The sequence below is a fragment of the Kocuria himachalensis genome, from assembly GCF_054784195.1.
This window is the reverse complement of record NZ_BAAGPL010000009.1, coordinates 197,453-212,918: the sequence shown is the minus strand read 5'-3', so window position 1 is coordinate 212,918 and position 15,466 is coordinate 197,453. Positions and strand designations below refer to the sequence as shown.

Here is a 15,466-nt window from a genome sequence, read left to right as displayed (position 1 = left end):
GGGGGCGGGACCTGCGCAGGACGCCGAGGACCAGCAGACAGAACGGAAAGACCGCATGAGTGACGAGACCCAGGACGGACAGACCCCGGAGGACGCCGTCCTCGCCGGCGACCTCGAGCACACCCCCGTGCTGACCGACCGCGTGGAGCAGGTGGACCTGCAGACCGAGATGCAGCGTTCCTACCTCGACTATGCGATGGCCGTCATCGTGGGCCGCGCCCTGCCGGACGTCCGGGACGGGCTCAAGCCGGTGCACCGGCGCGTCCTCTACGCGATGTACGACGGCGGCTACCGCCCGGACCGCTCCTTCAACAAGTGCGCCCGCGTGGTCGGCGAGGTCATGGGCCAGTACCACCCGCACGGCGACTCCGCGATCTACGACGCCCTCGTGCGCCTGATCCAGGGCTGGGTGATGCGCTATCCGCTGGCCCTGGGCCAGGGCAACTTCGGCTCCCCGGGCAACGACGGCGCGGCAGCCCCGCGGTACACCGAGACCAAGATGGCGCCCATCGCCATGGAGATGGTCCGGGACATCCACGAGGAGACCGTCGACTTCCAGGACAACTACGACGGCAAGAACCAGGAGCCGTCGGTGCTGCCGTCCCGGTTCCCCAACCTGCTCGTCAACGGCTCCTCCGGCATCGCCGTGGGCATGGCCACCAACATCCCGCCGCACAACCTGCGCGAGGTCGCGGACGGCGTGCAGTGGTACCTCCAGCACCCGGACGTCTCGAACGAGGCGCTGCTCGAGGAGCTCCTGCAGCGGATCAAGGGCCCGGACTTCCCGACCGGCGCGCAGATCCTCGGCCACAAGGGCATCGAGGACGCCTACCGCACCGGTCGCGGCTCGATCGCCATGCGCGCCGTGGTCAGCGTCGAGGAGATCCACAACCGCACGTGCCTGGTGGTCACCGAGCTGCCCTACCAGGCGAACCCGGACAACCTCGCGATGAAGATCGCCGATCTCGTCAAGGACGGCCGGGTCACCGGCATCGCCGACATCCGGGACGAGACCTCCGGGCGCACCGGCCAGCGACTGGTGATCGTGCTCAAGCGCGACGCCGTGGCCAAGGTGGTGCTCAACAACCTCTACAAGCACACGCAGCTGCAGGACAACTTCTCCGCCAACATGCTCGCGCTCGTGGACGGGGTGCCCCGCACCCTGAGCCTCGACGCGTTCATCCGGCACTGGGTCACCCACCAGATGGACGTCGTCGTCCGCCGCACCCAGTACCGCCTGCGGCAGGCCGAGGCCGAGGCCCACATCCTGCGGGGCCTGCTCAAGGCGCTCGACGCCCTCGACGAGGTCATCGCGCTCATCCGCCGCTCCCCGACGGCCGACGACGCCCGCACCGGACTCATGGAGCTCCTGCAGATCGACGAGGACCAGGCGCAGGCCATCCTCAACATGCAGCTGCGCCGGCTCGCGGCCCTCGAGCGGCAGAAGATCCAGGACCGGCACGCGGAGCTCGAGCGGCTCATCGCCGAGTACACCGAGATCATCGCCTCGGAGGAGCGCCAGCGCGGCATCATCTCCTCCGAGCTCGACGAGATCGTGGGCCGCTACGGCGACGACCGCCGGTCCGAGATCATGTACGGCTACGACGGCGACATGTCGATGGAGGACCTGATCCCCGAGGAGGAGATGGTCGTGACCATCACCCGCGGCGGATACGTCAAGCGCACGCGCTCCGACCAGTACCGCTCCCAGCGGCGCGGCGGGAAGGGCGTCAAGGGCGCGCAGCTGCGCGCGGACGACGTCGTCGAGCACTTCTTCGTCACCACCACCCACAACTGGATCCTGTTCTTCACGAACCTGGGCCGGGTCTACCGCACCAAGGCGTACGAGCTGCTCGAGGCGGGCCGGGACTCCAAGGGCCAGCACGTGGCCAACCTGATGGCCTTCCAGCCGGGGGAGCGGATCGCGCAGGTCATGGAGCTGCGCTCGTACAGCGACGCCCCCTACCTGGTGCTCGCCACCCGCAACGGCCTGATCAAGAAGTCCCGGCTGATGGACTACGACACCAACCGCACGGCCGGGGTGATCGCGATCAACCTGCGCGACGACGACGAGCTCGTCTCCGCCCAGCTGGCGTCCGCGCAGGACGACCTGCTCCTGGTCTCCCGCAACGGCATGTCCCTGCGCTTCACCGCGAGCGACGAGGTGCTGCGTCCCATGGGGCGGGCGACCTCCGGCGTCACCGGGATGAAGTTCCGCGACGGCGACGAGCTGCTCTCCGCCAACGTGGTCACCGACGACGCCTACGTCTTCGTGGTCACCGAGGGCGGCTACGCCAAGCGCACCAAGGTGGAGGAGTACCGGGTGCAGGGCCGCGGCGGCATCGGCATCAAGGTGGCGAAGCTCGCGGAGCAGCGCGGCCGGCTGGTGGGCGGGATCATCGTGGGCGAGGAGGACGAGGTCCTCGTGGTCATGGAGTCCGGCAAGGTCGTGCGCACCGGCGCCTCCGAGGTCCCGGCCAAGGGCCGCGACACGATGGGTGTGATCTTCGCGAAGCCCGCGCAGGGCGACGCCATCACCGGGGTGGCCCGCAACGCCGACCGGGAGATCGCCGAGGAGGTCGACGCCGAGGCCGTGGCCGAGGTCGACGTCCAGCTCGACGAGCGGATGGAGACGGCCGACGTCCTGGACGCCGGGGAGCTCTCCGGAGAGATCGACGAGCTCGATCCGGTCCCCGGTTCCGGGGACAGGACGGACGATGAAGTAGCGTTGGACCCCAACAACAACGGAGGTAACGCATGAGCTCGAGTTCCGGCTCCAACACCGCCGGCAAGTCCGGACGCTCCCCCCTGGCGTCCGCACCCCGCGCAGGGACCGGGGCGCCGTCCGGGACGGCGAGGCCCTCGACGAGCGCCCGGAGCGCGCCGAAGCCGGCGAAGTCCGGTCCCGCTCCCGCGAGGTCGGCCACCGCGAAGTCCGGCTCCGGCCCGGCGAAGAGCTCCCGGCCCGCGAGCTCGACGAAGGGCCTGGTGCGCCCGGCCCCGCGTCCGCGGGTGCGCCGCGCCCGGCTCTTGGTTTCGAAGGTGGACACCTGGTCGGTGCTCAAGCTCGCGTTCCTGCTGTCGGTCGCGCTGGGGATCATCACCGTGGTCGCCGCGGTCGTGCTGTGGATCGTCCTGGACCTCACGGGCCTGTTCGACGGGATCAACGAGCTGCTCGGGATGCTGGGCGGCGCGGGCGGGGCCCTGAACATCAAGGACTTCCTGTCGCTGGGGCAGATCGCGATCTTCGCGACCATCGTCTCCGTGGTCAACGTCATCCTGCTGACCGCCCTCTCGGTGCTCGCCGCCCTGCTGTACAACATCGCGGCGGCCCTCGTGGGCGGGATCGGGCTCACCCTCACGGACGACTGATCCGGCGATCACCGGAGTCCGGCCCGGCCGGAACGATTTGGCACGGGTGGGCAACTCCGGTATCGTTTCTTCTCGGTCCGCAAGGGCCGGAGAGGGCGTATAGCTCAGACGGTTAGAGCGCTTCGCTGATAACGAAGAGGTCCCAGGTTCAATTCCTGGTACGCCCACGGTTCCCTTTTCCGCAGGTCAGGAGGCAGGCGTGAACAGGAAGATGGCTGCGGTTCTCGCCCTGGTGGGGGCATCGGTCGCGGTGCTCACCAAGCTGCGGGAGGCCGACGCCGACAGGAACGCCTGGGCGGACGCCACCGACGAGGTGGAGTAGCCCGGACACCGCGGGGGCGTGGCGCAATTGGTAGCGCATCTGCTTTGCAAGCAGAGGGTTAGGGGTTCGAGTCCCCTCGCCTCCACCACAACGGATCCCGATCGAGCAGACGCTCGGTCGGGATCTTTCCGTCCCCGGCCGGGTCCGCACCGGGGGTCACCGCCTGGGGGCCGGGAGCTCGTGACGGCAGAGGCCCCCGCTCCCGGAGGGGAGCGGGGGCCTCTGCCCGGACGGGCGGGGATCAGGCCTCGTTCTCGTCCTTCTTGCCCTGGATCTGCTCCTTGACCTCGTGGATCGTGGTCTTGGCGTCCTCGCCGACGGTCTTGGCGTTGTCCTTGACCTCGGAGGCGGCCTCCGAGACACCACCGGACTGGCCGGCCGGGGTGGTCGCGTCCTTGACGTCGTCGACCTGCACGCCGGTGCCGGCGGCCACGGTGGACTCGGGGGCCACCGGGGACGCGGTCACGCGCGGGGACGTGGCCGCGGGGGTCTTCCAGGGGTCCTCGACGGGGCGCGACGCCTTCCAGGCGGCCACGCCGGCCGCACCACCGGCCGCGAGCAGGCCCAGCAGCAGCAGGCCCTTGTGGGACTTCTCGGCCTTCTTCTGCTGCCTGGCGTAGTCCTTGGCGACCTTCGCGGCGGCCTTCTTCGCGTTGGCCACGGCCTTCTTGTCACCGGTCAGCTTCGCGATGATGGCCTCGAGCTGCTCGGGGGTGTCCGCGTCGGCGAACTTGCCCGCGAGCAGGGCGGCGGCACCGGCGTACTTCGCCTGCATCGCGGCGCGGCTCTCGGTGGCCCGGTCGGCGGCCTTCGCGGCCACGGGGGCGGCGGTCTTGGCTGCCTTCGCCGCGACCGGGGCGGTCACCGCGGCCGCCTTCAGCTTCGCGGAGCCGGAGAGCTCGTGCGCGCGGTCCAGGCCCTCCTGGACCTTGGGGCCGGCGGTCGCGACGCCGCCGGCGAGGGCCGCGGCGCCCGCCTCGACGCTGTGCTGGAGCCGGGGCGCGAGGTCTCCGATCTCCTTGGACGCCCACTTGCCGGCGTCCAGGACCCTGCTCTCCGCGACCTTCTGCGCCGCGACGGCCTTCTTCTCGCTCTTGGACTTCTTGAAGCTCATGAATCCATCCCTCCTCGGGTCGTGACAATCCACTGTCAGCATACGGGCAGAGCCGTCACGGCAGGAGGGTGCACCGCGCAATCCCGGGCCTTTTCACTGTGCGCTGAACCTTCCGGCCGCACCGGGGAGGCCCTCCGGAAGCCGTGCAAGAATGACCCCATGACTTCTGCCATTCCCACCGCCAAGGCGACCATCCACACGAACCACGGCGACATCGTCGTGAACCTGTTCGGCAACCACGCCCCCAAGACCGTCAAGAACTTCATCGGCCTTTCGGACGGCACCCAGGAGTGGAGCGACCCGCGCACCGGCGAGAAGCAGACCGGTCCCCTCTACAAGGACGTGGTCTTCCACCGCATCATCCGGGACTTCATGATCCAGGGCGGGGACCCCCTGGGCCAGGGCATCGGCGGACCGGGCTACGAGTTCGACGACGAGATCCACCCCGAGCTCGACTTCAACGAGCCGTACATCCTGGCGATGGCCAACGCCGGCAAGCGCAACGGCAAGGGCACCAACGGGTCCCAGTTCTTCATCACCACCGCCCCCACCACCTGGCTGCAGGGCAAGCACACGATCTTCGGCGAGGTGGCCGACGACGCGTCCCGGAAGGTCGTGGACGAGCTGAACAGCGTCCGCACCGGCGGCATGGACCGCCCGGTCGAGGACTGCGTGGTCACCTCGATCGACATCGAGCAGCTCTAGATCCGAGCAGTCTCCCCGTCCCGGCACCGCCGGGACGGGGACCAGCGGCGCAGGCCCGTCCGGAGCGATCCGGGCGGGCCTGCGCCGTTGCCGTCCGGTCCTGTCCACCCCTGTCCACACCCGTCCAGCGATCCGGGCCCGCAGACCGGCCCAGGAGGAGTTCCAGTGAGCGGCGAGCGACCGCAGTACGGCGCGTCCACCGGAGGAGACGTCCCGGTGTGCCCGCGCCACCCCGACCGGCCGGCGTACGTGATGTGCCAGCGGTGCGGCCGGCCGACGTGCCCGGAGTGCCAGCGCACGGCAGCGGTGGGCGTCCACTGCGTCGACTGCGTGCAGGAGGCGGCGCGCTCGCGCCCATCCGTCCGCACCAGCCTCGGTGGGCGGGCGGCCCAGGGCTCCCCGATGCTCGTCACCTGGGGGCTCATCGGCGCCAACGCCGTGGTCTACGCGCTGCAGTGGCTCGTGCAGGCTGCGGGCGTGAGCCTCCTGCAGCTGTTCGCCTACGCCCCCGTGACCACGACCTCCGAGCCGTGGCGGATGCTCACGAGCGGGTTCCTGCACTCGATGTCCAGTCCGCTGCACCTGCTCCTGAACATGTACATGCTCTACCTGTTCGGGCGGATGCTCGAGCCGGCGCTGGGTCGCGGCCGGTTCCTGCTGCTGTTCCTGCTCTCCGTCCTGGGCGGCTCCGTGGGCGTGCTGCTGCTGTCGCACCCGCTCAGCCTGGTGGTCGGCGCCTCCGGGGGCGTCTTCGGCCTCTTCGGCGCCCTGTTCGTGCTCCAGCGCCACCTGGGGCAGTCCATCACGCCCATCGCGGTCCTGATCGGCGTGAACGTCGTCTTCGGGTTCCTCTTCCCCGGCATCGCCTGGCAGGCGCACCTCGGCGGGCTCGTCACGGGAGCCCTCGTCGCCTTCGGCTACACGGCCGCCACACGCCGGCGCCGCGGCGGTGGCCGCCGGTGACACCGTCCCGCCTCCGCCCGTGACCCTGGCGGACCGGGGGAGGACCGCTTTCTCCACAGGAGTTGTCCCCAACTGTCCACAAGTTACACCGGTGGAATTCCACACCTGTGATCAACGGTGTGGACAGTGCCAGGGCGGCTTCCACAGCTGTTAATAACGCTGTGGAGAGCCAGCTGTGCACACGGTTCTCCACACCTGTGGACAACGTTGTGCACCGCCTGGGGAGAAGGGGGGCGACCGCTCCGTCCGGGAGGCAGTCCTCAACGGTTCCTCAGGCGGCGTGCGGAAGACTGGACGGGGGCGGGTCCCACCGCGCCCACGGACGAGAGGAGGAGGACGCGTGCGCGTGCTGCTGGTGGAGGACGAGGTGGAGCTCGCGGAGTCGCTGCGCCGTGGTCTCACGAACGAGGGTTTCGTCGTCGACGTCGCCCACGACGGCATCACCGGGGGGTGGCTGGCCCGTGAGAACCCCTACGACGTCGTGGTCCTGGACCTGATGCTGCCCGGCCGGAACGGCTACGCGGTGCTCGAGGACCTGCGCGCCGCCGAGAACTGGGTCCCCGTCCTGATGCTCACCGCCAAGGACGGCGAGTACGACCAGACGGACGCCTTCGACCTCGGCGCCGACGACTACCTCACCAAGCCCTTCAGCTTCCTGGTGCTCGTGGCCCGGCTGCGCGCACTCATCCGCCGGGGGGCGCCCGAGCGGCCCGTGGTGCTCACGGTCGGATCACTCCGGCTCGACCCCGTGCGCCGGACGGTGACCCGCCGCGGGCAGGCGCTCGAGCTGACGGCCAAGGAGTACGTCATCCTCCAGTACCTGATGCAGAACGAGGAGAAGGTCGTCTCGAAGCTCGAGATCATGGACAACGCCTGGGACACCGGCTTCGAGGGCTCCGAGAACATCGTGGAGGTCTACGTGGGCTACCTCCGGAAGAAGATCGACGCCCCCTTCGGCCTCTCGACCCTGCAGACGGTCCGCGGCATGGGCTACCGGTTGGTCCCGGACGCCCCCGGGACCCCGGCGTCGTGACCTCCTCCGGAAGGGGACTCCTGGACCGGTGGGGGGTGCGGGAGCGCAGCACGGCCGCCGCGGCGCTGCTCATCCTCCTGGTGGTGGCCGTGGCCGGAGCCGTGCTCCTCGAGGTCCTGAGCCGCGCGGCCGTGGGAGCGGCCCACGACCAGGCCGTGACCCGTCAGACGGAGATCCTCCAGGACCTGGGGCTGCCGTGGGGGCCGCGCAGCGCCGGAGGGGCGGCGGGGGAGACGGCGGTGTTCACGCAGGCCGGGCTGGGCGAGCTGATGCTGCGGCTCGGCCGCCCGGGGGTCATCGTGCAAATCCAGGACGCGGAGGGACAGGTGGTGGCCGCGTCCCCTGCCAGCGCGCTGGACACGGAATTGTCCGTGCCGATCCTGGAACCGGGACGGTCCTTCGACTCCGCCGCGACCGGGGACGGGCCCGCGCCCAGGACCGACGACTTCGTGTATGTCGCCCATGGCATGTACATCAACGGGGTGCCCCTGACGCTCACCGTGGCCGTGCCCATGGCCCTGCAGCAGGGCACCCTCCAGACCGTGTCCTTCTTCCTGCTGGTCGGGGGTCCGGTGCTCGCGCTGCTCGGGGCCGCACTCATGTGGTTCCTCGTCGGCCGCTCCCTGGCCCCGGTGCGCCGCATCACCGGACAGGTCCGGCGCATCGGCACGGCCCGCCTGGGGGAACGGGTCGACGTGCCCCCCACCCGGGACGAGATCGCGGTGCTCGCCGAGACCATGAACGGGATGCTGGACCGGCTGCAGGCGTCCGACCGCGCGCAGCGGAGGTTCGTCGCGGACGCCTCCCACGAGCTCCGCAGCCCCCTGGCCACCCTCACCACCACGATCGAGGTGGCCGCCTCCGATCCGTCCGGGGCGGCGTGGCCCGAGGTCGCCCCCGTCCTCCGGTCGCAGTCCCGCCGGATGGGCCGGCTCGTGGAGGACCTCCTGACCCTGGCCAAGGTCGACGACGCCGGGTTGCCGCTGCGCACCGCGGACACCGACCTGGACGAGGTGGTCCGGGAGGAGATCACCCGGATGCGCCCCGCCTCGCGCCACGAGGTGCGCGTGCACGTGGACCCCGTGCGGGTCCGCGGGGACGCCAGCCGGCTGCAGCAGGTGGTCCGCAACCTGCTCTCCAACGCGGAGCGGCACGCGGACACCTGGATCGCCGTCTCCCTGTACGCGGAGGGGGAGGAGGCGGTCGTGACCGTGGTCAACGACGGCGACACCATCGCGACGGAGGACCGGGAACGGGTCTTCGAGCGGTTCGTGCGGCTCGACGACTCCCGGGCCCGCGACACGGGCGGATCCGGGCTGGGCCTGGCCATCAGCCGGGAGATCGTCGCGGCCCACGGGGGAACGATCAGCGCGGGCGAGGACCCGCGGGGCCACTGCCGCTTCGAGGTGCGTCTGCCGCGGGACAGCGGGGACGGCGCGGGCTGAGCACCACGCAGTGGACGGGTCGCCGTGCTCGGGAGGCTGTGCTCGGAGCCTCGGAGCCTCGGAGCCGCAGGCGCGACAGCGACGACGGCCGACCGCACCCGGTGTTCAACTCCCGTTGGTCGCGGCGTCACGAAGGCCTCCTAGCGTGACGCAGGTCGGCGGGAGCCCCCCATCCCCGTACGACCAGCACGGATGCACCCCCGGGCAGCCGTGTCGCATGCCCCGGCCCGTCGACGGACGGGCCGGGGCCCTCGACTGCTCCGCACATCGCGGTCCCCGCCCACGCGTCGCAGTCTCCGCCCGTGGGTCGCGGTCTCCGGCCACCGGGCAGGGCCGACGGCGTCCGCCCCGGCCACAGTCCCGGGTCTCAGTACCCGGCGGCGGCGGCACCCCAGATCTGCGCGGTGAGCTCCGTGACGCGCTCCTCGGGCGTGCGCTGGGCGCGCAGGGCCTCGGCGACGAGCCGCTGCGCGGTCTCGGCGAGATGCTCCCGCATGGCGCGTGCCGCCGACTCCTCGTCCTGGGCGAGCACGAACTCGACCAGCGCGTCGTGCTCGCGCGCGAGCTCTCCGACGGGCCGTCGCGACGTGGCGGCCACGACGCCCAGGAAGGACGTGGTGGTGCGCAGCCGCTCCACGAGCTGGACGGCCTGGGCGTTGCCGGCGAGCAGCAGCAGCAGCCGGTGCAGCCCCTCGTCGGCCTCGGCGGTCGCCTCGAGGTCCCCGGTCCGGGACGCCTCGTGCAGCGCCTCCCACTGGGCCCGGACCCGGTCCAGCTCCTCGGGCTCCGCGAGACGGGCGGCCCGGCGGGCGGCCGCCACCTCCAGGGCGGTGCGCACCGCGAAGACCTCGGCGACGTCGGTGGGGCTGACCTCCACGATCTCGAAGCCGCGGTTGCGGTGGAACCGGATCAGCCCGGCCTCGCCCAGTCGCAGAAGGCCCTCCCGCACCGGGCTGCGGGAGACGTCCATGGCGGAGGCCAGCTGCTGGACCGAGTACAGCCGCCCGGGCTCCATCTCGCCCGCCGTGATCGCCCGGCGCACCGCGGTCATCACCTGCACGGCGAGCGAGCTCCCGGTCGTGGCGGTGACGGACGGCAGCGCGGGGGTTGCGGCCCCGGGGCGGCCGTCGGCCGGGGAGCCGGCGACGGGGCGGGACGAGGTGGTCACGGGGTGATCGTCAGCTTGATGTCCCCGGGCCGGTGCTCCTCGGCCCGCTGCATGGCCTCCGAGATCCGCTCGAGGGGGAACTCGGGTCCGAGACAGTGCTCCACGTCGATCTCGCCCTCGGAGATCCGGCGCAGGGCCTCCCGGAAGGACGTCAGCCCGGGCTCGGCCTGCGCCGCCACGGAGCACTGCAGCCGCAGGTTCTTGCGGAACGCCGTCCACAGGGGGACCTCGGTGGGCCCGTGCCGCTCCGGCAGGCCGAAGAAGCCGACGACGCCCCGGTCGGCCGCGAGCTCGACGGCCTGGTCGCGCAGCACGTCGTGCCCCACGGCCTCGATCACGAGGTCGGCGCCGCGGCCCCCGGTGACCTCGGCCACGACCGCGGCGAGGTCCTGCTCCGGCACCCGCACGGGAACGGCGCCCAGTCCGCGGGCGACGTCGAGCCTGCCCGCGTCCAGGTCGGAGGCGACGACGTGCGCGAAGCCCAGTCGGCGGGCCTCCTCCACGAAGAACAGCCCGGCGGATCCCGCGCCCATCACCACGCACGTGTGCGCCCGGCGGGCGGGCGTCTCCACGGGCCAGAACTGGCGCATGGCGTAGAGGCAGGTGCCGTACTGCTGGGCCATCATGAGCCGCCGCAGCTGCAGGGAGTCGCCCGGGTCCGTGCCGGCGGGCAGCTCGACGACGTGCAGGTCGTCCAGCAGCTGGAGCTCCGCGAAGCACCCGCCCATCTCGCCCTGGGGGACCGTGAGCACCAGCGTGCCCACCGGGACGCGCTCCGATCGGGACTCGACCACCACGCCGACCCCTTCGTGGCCGGGGTAGCCGGGGCGGCGCGGGCCCTCCGCGTGGAGCAGTCCGTGGAAGGCCGCGTGCAGGTCCGATCCGCAGATCGAGGCGTGCAGCATGCGCACCACCAGCTGACCGGGTTCCCGGGCCTGCGGATCGGGCCAGTCGGTGATCGTGACCGTGCCCGTGGTGGGGACGTGGGACCCTCGCATGCGCGCCTCCTGATGTCGGGCGCGCCGGGCGCCGGTGGGTGACATGCTACCCATGGTTCGGCGTCCGGGACGGGCGTGACGCCGGATTAAACCTGCGGGCCGCCCTGCTCCGCGCCGACGGCCTCGGCGGGGACCGCGAAGACGGGACGGGGCGACTGCAGCCGGGCGGGCGCGGGCAGCTCGCGGCGCAGGACCCGGTCCCCGCGCTCGAGCTCGAGGGAGAACCCCGCGACGGCGTGGTGCACGTTCTCGCGCAGCACGGTCCGCTCCACGACCTGCTCCGGGCCGGACGCCCCGTGCAGCAGCAGCACGGGCTCGCCCTCCCGCAGCTCCTCCTCGACGCGGGCCACCGCCTGCATCCAGTGGCTCTCCCGCACGCCGTCCGGGACGCGGAACGGCACGACGACGGCGCCGCCCGCCGCCTCTTGCGCGCCCGGCGCCAGGACCCACGCCCGCCGCCCGTGCGGCGGTTCGACGGGCGGCGTGCGGCCCTCCGCGGGCACGGGCCACACGTAGTCCAGTCCGGCGGGGTCGTCGGGAAAGACCTCGCGGTAGAGCTCCTCGTCCTTGCGCAGCAGGTTCGACCGGTGCGAGCGGTGGAACGCCTCGTCGCCCAGCCAGGGCGGCCGCACCACGTCGTCGTCGGGCCAGCGGTCCCAGGCCTCGGGGGCGAACTCGCGGATCTGCCAGCCCGTGCTGTCGGCCCCGCCGCGGGCGGTCCACTCGTCGACCATCGCGCGGCCGTAGGCGACCAGGGCGGGCACGTGCCCGGACCACATCGCCGTGGCCGGGTGGCGGTACCACCCGTAGCCGGGCACGGTGGCCGCGCGGAGCACCTGCAGGGTCTCCACCCGCTGCTTGCCGAGCCGCTTGCGGTCGAGCACGCGCGCGGAGCGGGCGAAGTCGGGGTACGGGAGGAAGGTCTGCACCGCCCCAGTCTTCTACGGATCCGCGGCCTCCACCACCGCACCGGCCCGTGCACGGGGGGCCGCGCCGGGGGACACTGGGATCATGCCCCTGCCCCGTGCGCTGGAGCCGTTCCGGCTCGGCCGGTACCGTGTGCTCGCCTTCGCGATGTTCGTCAGCGTCTTCGGCACCGGGATGTGGGCTGTGGCCCTCGTGCACCAGGTCCTGCAGCTGGACGGGACAGCCGTGGACCTCTCGGCCGTGACGGCCGTGGGCGCGCTCGGCATGCTCGTCCTCGTGCTCGTCGGCGGGATCGCGGCCGACCGCTTCCCCCCGGCCCGGGTGCTGCGTCTCGTCGAGGCCGCCAACTTCCTGACCGCGGGGACGGTCGCCGTCCTGGCCCTGGCGGGCGTGCTGCGCATGTGGCACCTCGCCGTGGCGGCGTTCGTGTTCGGCGCGGGCGTCGGCGTCTTCTATCCGGCCTACTCGGCCTCGCTGCCCCGGATCCTGCCCGCGCGGCAGCTGCTCGCGGCCAACGGGGTGGAGGGCACGGCGCGCCCGCTGCTGCAGCAGGCGGCGGGACCGGCCGTGGCCGGTCTGCTCATCGGGCTGGTCGCGCCCGGCGGCGCGCTCGCCCTGATCGCGCTCTGCCACGCCGCCGCGCTCGCGCTGCTGCTGCGCCTGCACGTGCCGGGCCACGACGCCGGAGCAGAGTCGGCCACGGCAGCGGGAGCCACGGAGACCGGCTGGGTGTCGGGCGCCGGGGCGCCGCCCCCGCCGCAGGAGCCGGTGGGCGCCCTCCGGTCCGTGCGGCAGGACCTCATGGAGGGCGTGAACTACACGGTGCGCACCCCGTGGCTGCTGTGGACTCTCCTGTGGGCGGTGCTCGCGGTCTTCCTGCTGCTGGGGCCCCTGGAGGTCCTCGTGCCGTTCCTGGTCCGGGACCGCCTGGACGGGGACGCCTCCACGTTCGGCTACCTGCTGGCGTGCTACGGCGGTGCCAGCGCGGCGGCCTCCCTGGTCGTCGCGTCGTTGCCCCTGCCGCGGCGCTACCTCAGCTGGATGATCGTGCTGTGGGGGTTCGGGACGCTGCCCTTCGGTCTCGTCGCGACCACCGACTCGTTCTGGGTCATGGCGCTGTGCCTGGCCTTCGTGGGCGCCGGGGACGGCGCGGGCATGGTGCTGTGGGGCACGCTCCTGCAGCGCCGGGTCCCACGCCACATGCTGGGACGGGTCTCGAGCCTCGACTTCTTCGTCTCGATCGCCCTCATGCCGGTCTCCATGGCGGTCGCAGGGCCCGTGGCCCAGGTGGTGCCGCTGCCGGTGATCTTCTGGACCGTGGCCCTGCTGACCCCGGCGCTGGGGCTGGTGGCCCTGTGGGCCGGGCGGATGCGCGAGGACGAACTGTCGCACCCGCTGGCCGGCTGAGCACCGCCGCAGCGTTCCCGGGAGACGGACGGGCAGGGCCACGTCCGGCGCGGACGCGGCCCTGCCCCGGTCACCGCACGAGCGGTGGCCGGACTGCGGTTCAGTACGCCTTGACGCGCTGCTCCACGATCAGGTGGATCAGGGCGAACTGCCCGTCCTCGTCGATGGCCTTCAGGGCGGCCGCCAGCGCGCCGGGGATCTCGGCGTCGTGCTCCACGCGCACCCCGAACCCGCCGAAGGCTTGGGCCATGAGGGCGAAGTCGGGGTTCTTGAGCTGGGTGCCCGAGACCCGGTCCGGGTAGTCGCGTTCCTGGTGGGTGCGGATGGTGCCGTACTCCTGGTTGTCCATCACGATCACCAGCGGGGTGGCCCCGTACTGGGCGGCGGTGGCCAGCTCCTGGCCGTTCATCAGGAACTCGCCGTCACCGGCGATGGTCACCACTCGCCGGCCCGGGTAGCGCAGAGAGGCCGCCACGGCGGAGGGCACCGAGTAGCCCATGGAGCCGTTGCGGGCCGAGATCATCGAGGCGTACCCGCGGGTGGGGAAGTAGCGGTGGGCGAAGTTGGTGTGCTCCCCGGCGCCGAAGGTGCACATGGCGTCGTCGGGCAGGCCCGCCACCAGGTGGGCCATCAGGGTGTCCATCCGGGCCGGGGCGTGGCCCGGGGTCTGGGCGGTGACCATCGGGGCGGGGGTGGAGAAGTCGACCTGCTGGGCCCGCAGCCGGGCGGTCCACTCCTTCCACGCCGGCTTGACGGGCAGGTCGATGCGCACCAGGTCGCGCACGAACACGTCGGGCTTGGCCACGATCTGGTAGGACACCGGCCCGGAGCGCCCGCGCAGGGACGGGTCGATGGTCACCAGGAAGTTCTTCTTCTCCCAGTCCTGGCGGACCAGGAACCCGTTGGTGATCACGTCCCCGGGGACGGTGCCCACGAACACCAGCAGGTCGGTCTCCTCGAGCATCTCGAAGGTGGGCTGGGGGCGGCCGTAGCCGATGGGGCCCACGTAGGAGTCCGAGTCGAAGCCGACGGTGCCCTGGGTGCGCCATTCGGCGGCGGCCGGGAGGTGGTGCTCCTCGAGCCAGGCGGTGAGGCCCTCGGCGCCGGCGGTCGTCCAGTCGTTGCCGCCGGTCACGAACAGGGGCTTCTCCGCGGCCACCAGGGCCTCGCGCAAAGCCTTCCAGTCCTGGACGGTCATGCCGCCGGTGGCCACGGGGATCGGCGGGTGCAGGGTCGCGTCGATCTCGGCCTTGATGATGTCCTCGGGCAGACCCACGACCACGGGGCCGGGGCGTCCGGAGTTGGCGGCGAACATCGCCTCGGCCACGATCTCGGAGGCCCGCTCGGCGTGGTCCAGGACCATCACGCGCTTGGCCCCGGAGTCGAACCAGGCGTGCGGGTCGAACTCCTGGAACGCCTCACGATCGCGGTGCTCGAAGGGGATCAGGCCCACGAACAGCACCATCGGGGTGGAGTCCTGCCAGGAGGTGTGCAGACCCACGTGGGCGTTGGCCGCCCCGGGCCCGCGGGTCACCATCGCCACCCCGGGCACCGGGTTCATCTTGCCGTCGGCCTCGGCCATGTAGGCCGCCCCGCCCTCGTGCCGGCACACGACCGTCTCGATGGAGGAGTTGTGGAGGCCGTCGAGGACGTCCAGGTAGGACTCCCCGGGCACCACGTAGGTGCGCTCCACACCGTGGGCCACGAGCGTGTCCACGATCACGTGGCCCGCCGACTTGCGGGCGGTGGTCTGTGCAGGGGATGCGGGGTCCGCGGTGGTCTGGGTCAACGTGGGTCCTTTTCGCCGTTGAAAATGGAGCAGTGGGTCTGGGCAGGGCGGAACCGGCTCGGGGGTCCGGGCCTCGCGCAGTTCATCCGAAAATACCCGATGCGGGCGGCGATCCGTGTCCTGGCGGTCACGGAGGAGTAAAGAAGGACGCACAGCGTCCGGGGTGGGCTGTGCGCTCCCCGGCCGGGCGGAGCCCCGGGCGCCGGGGTCCGGCCGCGACCAC

General features: G+C 72.1%; 13 protein-coding genes and 2 tRNA genes. 10 read left to right on the top strand and 5 right to left on the bottom strand.

Annotated features, from left to right (window positions below; translation table 11 throughout):
- Window positions 1-55 precede the first annotated feature (55 nt).
- From gyrA to ACYVM4_RS07765, 5 genes are all read left to right on the top strand, one after another.
- The gene (gene gyrA / locus ACYVM4_RS07785) at window positions 56-2,761 is read left to right on the top strand and encodes a DNA gyrase subunit A (protein WP_460668160.1); all 2,706 of its coding nucleotides are present in this window, start codon (window positions 56-58) and stop codon (window positions 2,759-2,761) included.
- Window positions 2,758-3,372 (top strand): DUF3566 domain-containing protein, encoded by a 615-nt coding sequence (locus ACYVM4_RS07780; protein WP_460668159.1) that lies wholly within the window; start codon window positions 2,758-2,760, stop codon window positions 3,370-3,372. The genes gyrA and ACYVM4_RS07780 overlap by 4 nt, the downstream gene beginning before the upstream one ends.
- Window positions 3,373-3,465: 93 nt before the next feature.
- Window positions 3,466-3,539, top strand: a tRNA-Ile gene (locus ACYVM4_RS07775).
- A gap of 32 nt (window positions 3,540-3,571) precedes the next feature.
- Window positions 3,572-3,694, top strand: coding sequence for a DLW-39 family protein (locus ACYVM4_RS07770; RefSeq protein WP_368821470.1), 123 nt, complete (start codon window positions 3,572-3,574; stop codon window positions 3,692-3,694).
- Between the two features lie 12 nt (window positions 3,695-3,706).
- Window positions 3,707-3,782: transfer RNA gene (locus tag ACYVM4_RS07765), tRNA-Ala, on the top strand.
- A 153-nt stretch (window positions 3,783-3,935) separates the two neighbouring features.
- Here ACYVM4_RS07765 and ACYVM4_RS07760 read toward each other — a convergent pair.
- Window positions 3,936-4,808, bottom strand: a complete 873-nt coding sequence (locus ACYVM4_RS07760) for a hypothetical protein (RefSeq protein WP_368821471.1) — start codon at window positions 4,806-4,808, stop codon at window positions 3,936-3,938.
- Between the two features lie 159 nt (window positions 4,809-4,967).
- On the opposite strand from ACYVM4_RS07760, the gene ACYVM4_RS07755 reads away from it, so the two are divergent.
- The 4 genes from ACYVM4_RS07755 (at window position 4,968) to ACYVM4_RS07740 (ending at window position 8,954) form a co-directional block, all read left to right on the top strand.
- Window positions 4,968-5,513 (top strand): peptidylprolyl isomerase, encoded by a 546-nt coding sequence (locus ACYVM4_RS07755; RefSeq protein ID WP_460668158.1) that lies wholly within the window; start codon window positions 4,968-4,970, stop codon window positions 5,511-5,513.
- 165 nt (window positions 5,514-5,678) lie between these two features.
- The gene (locus ACYVM4_RS07750; protein WP_460668157.1) at window positions 5,679-6,476 is read left to right on the top strand and encodes a rhomboid family intramembrane serine protease; all 798 of its coding nucleotides are present in this window, start codon (window positions 5,679-5,681) and stop codon (window positions 6,474-6,476) included.
- Between the two features lie 340 nt (window positions 6,477-6,816).
- A complete protein-coding gene (locus ACYVM4_RS07745; RefSeq protein WP_460668156.1) occupies window positions 6,817-7,509 on the top strand; it encodes a response regulator transcription factor in 693 nt (230 codons plus the stop codon).
- On the top strand, window positions 7,506-8,954 hold the full coding sequence (locus ACYVM4_RS07740) for a sensor histidine kinase (RefSeq protein ID WP_460668155.1): 1,449 nt from the start codon (window positions 7,506-7,508) through the stop codon (window positions 8,952-8,954). Before ACYVM4_RS07745 ends, ACYVM4_RS07740 begins: the two co-directional genes overlap by 4 nt.
- A gap of 367 nt (window positions 8,955-9,321) precedes the next feature.
- Here ACYVM4_RS07740 and ACYVM4_RS07735 read toward each other — a convergent pair whose 3' ends face one another.
- The 3 genes from ACYVM4_RS07735 to ACYVM4_RS07725 form a co-directional block, all read right to left on the bottom strand.
- A complete protein-coding gene (locus ACYVM4_RS07735) occupies window positions 9,322-10,122 on the bottom strand; it encodes a GntR family transcriptional regulator (protein ID WP_460668154.1) in 801 nt (266 codons plus the stop codon).
- On the bottom strand, window positions 10,119-11,120 hold the full coding sequence (locus ACYVM4_RS07730) for a zinc-binding dehydrogenase (RefSeq protein WP_368821477.1): 1,002 nt from the start codon (window positions 11,118-11,120) through the stop codon (window positions 10,119-10,121). Before ACYVM4_RS07730 ends, ACYVM4_RS07735 begins: the two co-directional genes overlap by 4 nt.
- Before the next feature lie 86 nt (window positions 11,121-11,206).
- A complete protein-coding gene (locus ACYVM4_RS07725; RefSeq protein WP_460668153.1) occupies window positions 11,207-12,049 on the bottom strand; it encodes an MSMEG_6728 family protein in 843 nt (280 codons plus the stop codon).
- Between the two features lie 82 nt (window positions 12,050-12,131).
- On the opposite strand from ACYVM4_RS07725, the gene ACYVM4_RS07720 reads away from it, so the two are divergent.
- Entirely contained in the window at window positions 12,132-13,454 is a 1,323-nt protein-coding gene (locus ACYVM4_RS07720; RefSeq protein ID WP_460668152.1) for an MFS transporter, read from the top strand.
- 100 nt (window positions 13,455-13,554) lie between these two features.
- Here ACYVM4_RS07720 and ACYVM4_RS07715 read toward each other — a convergent pair whose 3' ends face one another.
- Window positions 13,555-15,243 (bottom strand): thiamine pyrophosphate-dependent enzyme, encoded by a 1,689-nt coding sequence (locus ACYVM4_RS07715; protein ID WP_460668151.1) that lies wholly within the window; start codon window positions 15,241-15,243, stop codon window positions 13,555-13,557.
- Between the last annotated feature and the right edge of the window lie 223 nt (window positions 15,244-15,466).

What these genes read in the sequence shown, in the direction of transcription:
- gyrA (WP_460668160.1), top strand. Translation starts at nt 56, where the DNA reads ATGAGTGACGAGACCCAGGACGGACAGACCCCGGAGGACGCCGTCCTC.
- ACYVM4_RS07780 (WP_460668159.1), top strand. Translation starts at nt 2,758, where the DNA reads ATGAGCTCGAGTTCCGGCTCCAACACCGCCGGCAAGTCCGGACGCTCC.
- ACYVM4_RS07760 (WP_368821471.1), bottom strand. Translation starts at nt 4,808, where the DNA reads ATGAGCTTCAAGAAGTCCAAGAGCGAGAAGAAGGCCGTCGCGGCGCAG.
- ACYVM4_RS07755 (WP_460668158.1), top strand. Translation starts at nt 4,968, where the DNA reads ATGACTTCTGCCATTCCCACCGCCAAGGCGACCATCCACACGAACCAC.
- ACYVM4_RS07730 (WP_368821477.1), bottom strand. Translation starts at nt 11,120, where the DNA reads ATGCGAGGGTCCCACGTCCCCACCACGGGCACGGTCACGATCACCGAC.
- ACYVM4_RS07720 (WP_460668152.1), top strand. Translation starts at nt 12,132, where the DNA reads ATGCCCCTGCCCCGTGCGCTGGAGCCGTTCCGGCTCGGCCGGTACCGT.